A 6,000-nucleotide genomic window follows, 5' to 3' on the forward strand; every position below is an offset into this window, starting at 1 on the left:
CTGTGGCCAGGTCGTGTCAGCCGCCGTAGTACGGCCAGCCCGGGATGACAAGCTAAGATGTGGCGCGAAACGAAAATCCTCGTGATCGATGACAACCAGGACCGTTGCCGGGACCTTTCGGTGATCATCAGCTTCCTGGGTGAAGACCAGCTGTCCTGCAGCAGCCGTGACTGGCGCCAGGTCGTCGAGCCGCTGCCCAACGGCAGCCGCGATGTCCTCTGCGTGTTGGTCGGCGCGGTGGAGAGCAAGGGCGGGGCGCTGGAGTTGCTCAAGCAGCTCGCGGCCTGGGACGAGTACCTGCCCGTCCTGCTGATGGGCGAGCCGGTGCCCAACGAGTGGCCCGAGGAGCTGCGCCGCCGCGTGCTGGCCAGCCTCGAGATGCCGCCCAGCTACAACAAGCTGCTCGACTCGCTGCACCGCGCCCAGGTCTACCGCGAAATGTACGACCAGGCCCGCGAGCGCGGCCGTCAGCGCGAACCCAACCTGTTCCGCAGCCTGGTGGGCACCAGCCGTGCCATCCAGCAGGTGCGGCAGATGATGCAGCAGGTCGCCGATACCGACGCCAGCGTGCTGATCCTCGGCGAGTCCGGCACCGGCAAGGAAGTGGTCGCGCGCAACCTGCACTACCACTCCAAGCGCCGCGACGCGCCCTTCGTGCCGGTCAACTGCGGCGCGATTCCGGCCGAGCTGCTGGAAAGCGAACTGTTCGGCCACGAGAAGGGCGCTTTCACCGGCGCCATCACCACCCGCGCCGGGCGCTTCGAGCTGGCCAACGGCGGCACCCTGTTCCTCGACGAGATCGGCGACATGCCGCTGCCGATGCAGGTCAAGCTGCTGCGCGTGCTGCAGGAGCGCACCTTCGAGCGCGTGGGCAGCAACAAGACGCAGAACGTCGACGTGCGCATCATCGCCGCGACCCACAAGAACCTCGAGAAGATGATCGAGGACGGCAGCTTCCGCGAGGACCTGTACTACCGCCTCAACGTCTTCCCCATCGAGATGGCCCCGCTGCGCGAGCGCGTCGAGGACATCCCGTTGCTGATGAACGAACTCATCTCGCGCATGGAGCACGAGAAGCGCGGTTCGATCCGCTTCAACTCCGCCGCCATCATGTCGCTGTGCCGCCACGACTGGCCGGGGAACGTACGCGAACTGGCGAACCTCGTCGAGCGCCTGGCGATCATGCACCCCTATGGCGTGATCGGCGTCGGCGAGCTGCCGAAGAAATTCCGTCACGTCGACGACGAGGACGAGCAACTGGCGACCAGCCTGCGCGAAGAGCTCGAAGAGCGCGCGGCGATCACCGCCGGGCTGCCGGGCCTCGACTCGCCGGCCATGCTGCCGGCCGAGGGGATCGACCTGAAGGATTACCTCGCCAACCTGGAGCAGGGCCTCATCCAGCAGGCGCTGGACGATGCCAGTGGCGTAGTTGCCCGTGCCGCCGAGCGCCTGCGCATCCGCCGCACCACCCTGGTGGAGAAAATGCGCAAGTACGGCATGAGCCGCCGCGAAGAGGAAATGGCGGAGGATTGACGCCTGCGCCAGACTCGTTTTTTCAAGTCATTGAAATATAACGAGTAAATTTTAGGCACGGGGTTTGCTAAGACTCATCCGACCGACAGATTCACGCCGTCGGACGGATGAGGAAAACCCGCATGATGCCCGCCACCCATCGCCAGACTGAACTCGCTGCCCAGCTCCCTGCAGACCCGCTGCAGGTGCCTGTGGAGGAGCAGAGCCGTGCCCATCTGGAGCAGACCTTTGCGCTGTTCAGCCAGATGTCCAGCCAGCTCAACCAGTCCTACAGCCTGCTGGAAGCCCGCGTTACCGAGCTGAAGGGCGAACTCGCGCTGGTCAGCGCGCAGCGCATGCAGGAGCTGGCCGAGAAGGAGCGCCTGGCCAACCGCCTGCAGAGCCTCCTCGACGTACTGCCCGGCGGCGTCATCGTGATCGATGGCCAGGGCGTAGTGCGCGACGCCAATCCGGTGGCGGTAGCCCTGCTGGGCAAGCCGCTGGTGGGCATGCTCTGGCGCGAGGTGATCTCCCGCAGTTTCGCCCCGCGCGCCGACGACGGCCACGAAGTCTCCCTGCGCGATGGCCGGCGTGTGTCCATCGCCATCCGCCCGCTGAACGGCGAGCCCGGCCAGCTGGTGCTGCTCAACGACCTGACGGAAACCCGTCGCCTGCAGGATCAACTGGCCCGTCACGAACGTCTCTCCGCCCTGGGCCGCATGGTCGCTTCGCTGGCCCACCAGATCCGCACCCCGCTGTCCGCTGCGATGCTCTATGCCGGTCACCTGAGCGAAGGCGAGCTGCCGGTCGAACAGCAGCAGCGTTTCGCCGGCCGTATCAAGGAGCGCCTGCACGAACTGGAAAACCAGGTGCGCGACATGCTGGTGTTCGCCCGTGGCGAGCTGCCGCTGCCGGATCGCCTGATGCCCAACCAGCTCTTCGCCAGCCTGCGCGCTGCCGCCGAATCCCACGTCGCCGGACTGAACGTCCGTTGGCAGTGCGACGCTCGCGTCGGCGAACTGCTGTGCAACCGCGACACCCTGGTCGGCACCGTGCTCAACCTGGTCGAGAACGCCATCCAGGCCGCCGGGCGCGACGTGCGCCTGAAGGTGCACCTGTACCAGCGCGACAACAGCCTGCGCCTGTCCATCAGTGACAACGGCCCGGGCATGAGCGCGGAAACCCTGGCGCGCCTGGGCGAACCCTTCTTCACCACCAGGACCACCGGCACCGGCCTCGGCCTGGCCGTGGTGAAAGCCGTGGCCAAGGCCCACCAGGGCGAGCTGAGCCTGCGCTCGCGCCCCGGTGTCGGCACCTGCGCCACCCTGATTCTGCCGTTGATCCTGGCTCAACCCGTCGTCCACGAGGAGTGATTTCCATGGCCGCCAAAGTCCTGCTGGTCGAAGACGACCGCGCCCTTCGTGAAGCCCTCTCCGATACCTTGTCGCTCGGCGGGCACGATTTCCTCGCTGTGGATTGCGCCGAGGCCGCGCTGCCGGCGCTGGAGAAGGACGCCTTCAGCCTGGTGATCAGCGACGTGAACATGCCGGGCATGGACGGGCACCAGTTGCTCGGCCTGATCCGCAAGCGCTACCCGCAACTGCCGGTGCTGCTGATGACTGCCTACGGCGCGGTAGATCGCGCGGTGGATGCCATGCGCCAGGGCGCCGCCGACTATCTGGTCAAACCCTTCGAGCCGCGCGCGTTGCTGGAGCTGGTGGCCCGCCATGCACTGGGCGCCGTTCCGTCCGCTGCCGGCGAAGGCCCGGTGGCGCTGGAGCCGGCCAGCCAGCAACTGCTGGAGCTGGCTGCCCGTGTCGCGCGCAGCGATTCCACCGTGCTGATCTCCGGTGAATCCGGTACCGGCAAGGAAGTCCTGGCGCAGTACATCCACCAGCAATCGCCCCGCGCCGGCAAGCCCTTCGTCGCCATCAACTGCGCGGCGATCCCCGACAACATGCTCGAGGCCACGCTGTTCGGCCACGAGAAGGGCGCCTTCACCGGCGCCATCGCCGCCCAGCCGGGCAAGTTCGAACTGGCGGACGGCGGCACCATCCTGCTCGACGAAATCTCCGAGATGCCGCTGGCCCTGCAGGCCAAGCTGCTGCGCGTACTGCAGGAACGGGAAGTGGAGCGCGTCGGCGCACGCAAGCCGATCAGCCTCGACATTCGCGTGCTCGCCACCACCAACCGCGACCTGCTCGGTGAAGTGGCTGCCGGTCGTTTCCGTGAGGACCTCTACTATCGCCTGTCGGTCTTCCCGCTGGCGTGGCGACCGCTGCGCGAGCGTCCCGCCGACATCCTGCCGCTGGCCGAGCGGCTGCTGGCCAAGTACGCGCGCAAGATGAACCATGCGCCGGTCACCCTGGCCGACGACGCCCGCGCCGCTTTGCTGGCGCATCCCTGGCCGGGCAACGTGCGCGAGCTGGACAACGCCATCCAGCGTTCGCTGATCCTGCAGCAGGGCGGGCAGGTGCAAGCCGCCGACCTATGCCTGACTGCGCCCATCGGCCTGGCTCCGCGGCCGGTGCTGGCGGCGGTTTCGACTTCGGCAGCGCAGGCTCCGGCCGGCGTCGAAATTCCGTCACCGGTCTCCACCGAGGCGGGGCAGCTGGGCGAAGACCTCAAGCGTCGCGAGTTCCAGATGATCATCGACACCCTGCGCAGCGAGCGCGGCCGCCGCAAGGAAGCCGCCGAACGCCTGGGAATAAGCCCGCGGACCCTGCGCTACAAGCTCGCGCAGATGCGCGATGCCGGCATGGACGTGGAGGCTTACCTCTACGCCAGTTGATCGGCGAACCCACAACCCCTCTTGGCCCGCCTTAGTGCGGGCCTTTTCTTGACGCTTTCCCCGTGCGAGAAGGCAGGGCTTTTGTAGGAGCGAGCTTGCTCGCGAACCGGCCTCGCAGCGGGGCTGTTCGCGAGCAAGCTCGCTCCTACAGGTCTGGCCCAACCCTGGCAGTCGGCGCGCCTTCTGCGTATTTGCATAGCTTCTGAAAGGCCCATCCCAGAGCCTTCCTCCGCATTTTTCCTACGCTCCGAAAACCTGGCACCCAAGTTGCAATCTCCTCTGCAAAGCGCCGCGCAGCGTCAAAAAACCGCGGTCAGTCGGAGGGGTAAGTGATGAGTCAGGGTATCGAGTTCAATCGTCTGCTGCTGGAAATGCGCTCCATGCAAATGGAGGCCATGGCCAAGGCGAAGACGCAGGCCGCGCCGGTCGAGCCGGGGGCGCCGAGCTTCTCGCAGATGCTCGGCCAGGCGGTGGACAAGGTGAACGGTACCCAGCAGGTCGCCTCCGACATGGCGACCGCTTTCGAAATGGGGCAGGGCGGTGTCGATCTCACCGACGTGATGATCGCCTCGCAGAAGGCCAGTGTTTCTTTCCAGGCGATGACCCAGGTACGCAACAAGCTCGTCCAGGCGTACCAGGACATCATGCAGATGCCGGTTTGAGCGGCGAGGATCGTAGGTAATGTCCCAAGCCTCCGTTGTTGACAGCCAGGTCCCGGCCAAGGTCGCCGCCGATGCGCCGAAGAAGCCGCTGTTCGGCCTGACTTTCCTCGAGAACCTCGCGGACATGCCGGTGCTGCGCCAGGTCGGCCTGCTGGTCGGTCTCGCCGCGAGCATCGCCATCGGCTTCGGCATGGTCCTGTGGTCGCAGCAGCCGGACTACAAACCCCTGTACGGCAGCCTCAACGGCGTCGACGCCAACAAGGTGGTCGAGGCGCTGTCCGCCGCCGACATCGGCTACAAGATCGAGCCCAACTCCGGCGCGCTGCTGGTGAAGGCCGATGACCTGGGCCGTGCGCGGATGAAAGTCGCTGGCGCGGGCCTCGCTCCGACCGACAGCAACGTCGGCTTCGAGATCCTCGACAAGGAACAGGCGCTGGGCACCAGCCAGTTCATGGAGGCGACCAATTACCGTCGCGGCCTGGAAGGCGAGCTGGCGCGTACCGTCTCCAGCCTGAACAACGTCAAGGGCGCCCGCGTGCACCTGGCGATCCCGAAGAGCTCGGTGTTCGTCCGTGACGACCGCAAGCCCAGCGCCTCGGTGCTGGTCGAGCTGTATCCGGGGCGCACCCTGGAGCCGAGCCAGGTGCTGGCCATCGTCAACCTGGTCGCCACCAGCGTGCCGGAACTGGACAAGTCCCAGGTCACCGTGGTCGACCAGAAAGGCAACCTGCTCTCCGACCAGCAGGAGCTCTCCGAGCTGACCATGGCCGGCAAGCAGTTCGACTTCACCCGCCGCATGGAAACCAACTTCACCCAGCGCGTGCACAGCATCCTCGCGCCGGTGCTGGGCAACGGTCGCTACAAGGCCGAGGTTTCGGCGGACGTCGACTTCAGCGCGGTGGAGTCCACCTCGGAGTCGTTCAACCCCGACCAGCCGGCCCTGCGCAGCGAGCAGAGCAACAACGAGGAACGGCAGAACAGCAGCGGCCCGCAGGGCGTGCCCGGTGCGCTGTCGAACCAGCCGCCGGCGCGAGG

The 6,000-nt window shown here is 66.6% G+C and carries 5 protein-coding genes; all 5 read left to right on the plus strand.

Annotated features, from left to right (window positions below; genetic code table 11):
• Nucleotides 1–57 precede the first annotated feature (57 nt).
• Entirely contained in the window at nucleotides 58–1,533 is a 1,476-nt protein-coding gene (locus tag ACCC94_RS12285) for a sigma-54 dependent transcriptional regulator (protein ID WP_413349741.1), read from the plus strand.
• Between the two features lie 122 nt (nucleotides 1,534–1,655).
• A complete protein-coding gene (locus tag ACCC94_RS12290) occupies nucleotides 1,656–2,885 on the plus strand; it encodes a sensor histidine kinase (protein ID WP_413349742.1) in 1,230 nt (409 codons plus the stop codon).
• Between the two features lie 5 nt (nucleotides 2,886–2,890).
• Complete coding sequence (gene fleR, locus ACCC94_RS12295; RefSeq protein ID WP_413349743.1) at nucleotides 2,891–4,303, plus strand: sigma-54-dependent response regulator transcription factor FleR; 1,413 nt, start codon at nucleotides 2,891–2,893, stop codon at nucleotides 4,301–4,303.
• A 332-nt stretch (nucleotides 4,304–4,635) separates the two neighbouring features.
• Entirely contained in the window at nucleotides 4,636–4,965 is a 330-nt protein-coding gene (gene fliE, locus ACCC94_RS12300; RefSeq protein WP_413349744.1) for a flagellar hook-basal body complex protein FliE, read from the plus strand.
• Between the two features lie 19 nt (nucleotides 4,966–4,984).
• Nucleotides 4,985–6,000: flagellar basal-body MS-ring/collar protein FliF (fliF, locus tag ACCC94_RS12305; RefSeq protein ID WP_413349745.1), on the plus strand; the 1,016-nt coding region annotated here is incomplete at its 3' end.

This window comes from Pseudomonas sp. Pseusp97 (assembly GCF_047304025.1).
Taxonomy (GTDB): Bacteria; Pseudomonadota; Gammaproteobacteria; order Pseudomonadales; family Pseudomonadaceae; genus Pseudomonas.

Coding starts and splice junctions, on each gene's coding strand:
- ACCC94_RS12285 (WP_413349741.1), top strand. CDS start 58: ATGTGGCGCGAAACGAAAATCCTCGTGATCGATGACAACCAGGACCGT.
- ACCC94_RS12290 (WP_413349742.1), top strand. CDS start 1,656: ATGATGCCCGCCACCCATCGCCAGACTGAACTCGCTGCCCAGCTCCCT.
- fleR (WP_413349743.1), top strand. CDS start 2,891: ATGGCCGCCAAAGTCCTGCTGGTCGAAGACGACCGCGCCCTTCGTGAA.
- fliE (WP_413349744.1), top strand. CDS start 4,636: ATGAGTCAGGGTATCGAGTTCAATCGTCTGCTGCTGGAAATGCGCTCC.